General features: G+C 59.0%; 1 protein-coding gene. It reads left to right on the top strand.

Annotated features, from left to right (window positions below; translation table 11 throughout):
• Positions 1–422: immunoglobulin-like domain-containing protein (locus M2S36_RS25010; protein ID WP_333958026.1), on the top strand; the 422-nt coding region annotated here is incomplete at both ends.

The raw sequence follows: 422 nt of genomic DNA, 5'->3' as shown, positions 1-422 counted from the left end.
GTTGGTGCCGAACCCGACGCCGGCTCAGACCGTTATCAGCGATAGCATCGATACCGTCACTGTAAGCATCGTCGGCAATGGCAGTGTGACCGAAGACCAGCAGCCTTCCTTCACTGTGAAAGTAAGCCAAGCGCTGGACCGGCCACTGACAGTAACCCTGTCCAACGGCCAGACCATCACCATCGAGGCCGGTAAGACCGAAGTCGAGTACAAGACCTCGGCCCAGGGTGACGATGTCATCAAGGACGCCAGCTCTATTACCCTTAGCGTTACCGACGCCACTGTTTCGGGTGCCACCTTTGAGAAGCTGGCCTTGGGTGGCCCGGCTACCGTTGAAATCTCGGACACCACCGACGAAGTGGTGGCCAAGCTGACCGCGACCCCTTCGGTCACCGAAGGCGGCGAGATCACCTACACCATCA

The sequence above is a fragment of the Pseudomonas sp. SF2 genome (assembly GCF_036858055.1).
Taxonomy (GTDB): Bacteria; Pseudomonadota; Gammaproteobacteria; order Pseudomonadales; family Pseudomonadaceae; genus Aquipseudomonas.
This window is presented reverse-complemented; position numbering and strand designations above follow the sequence as displayed.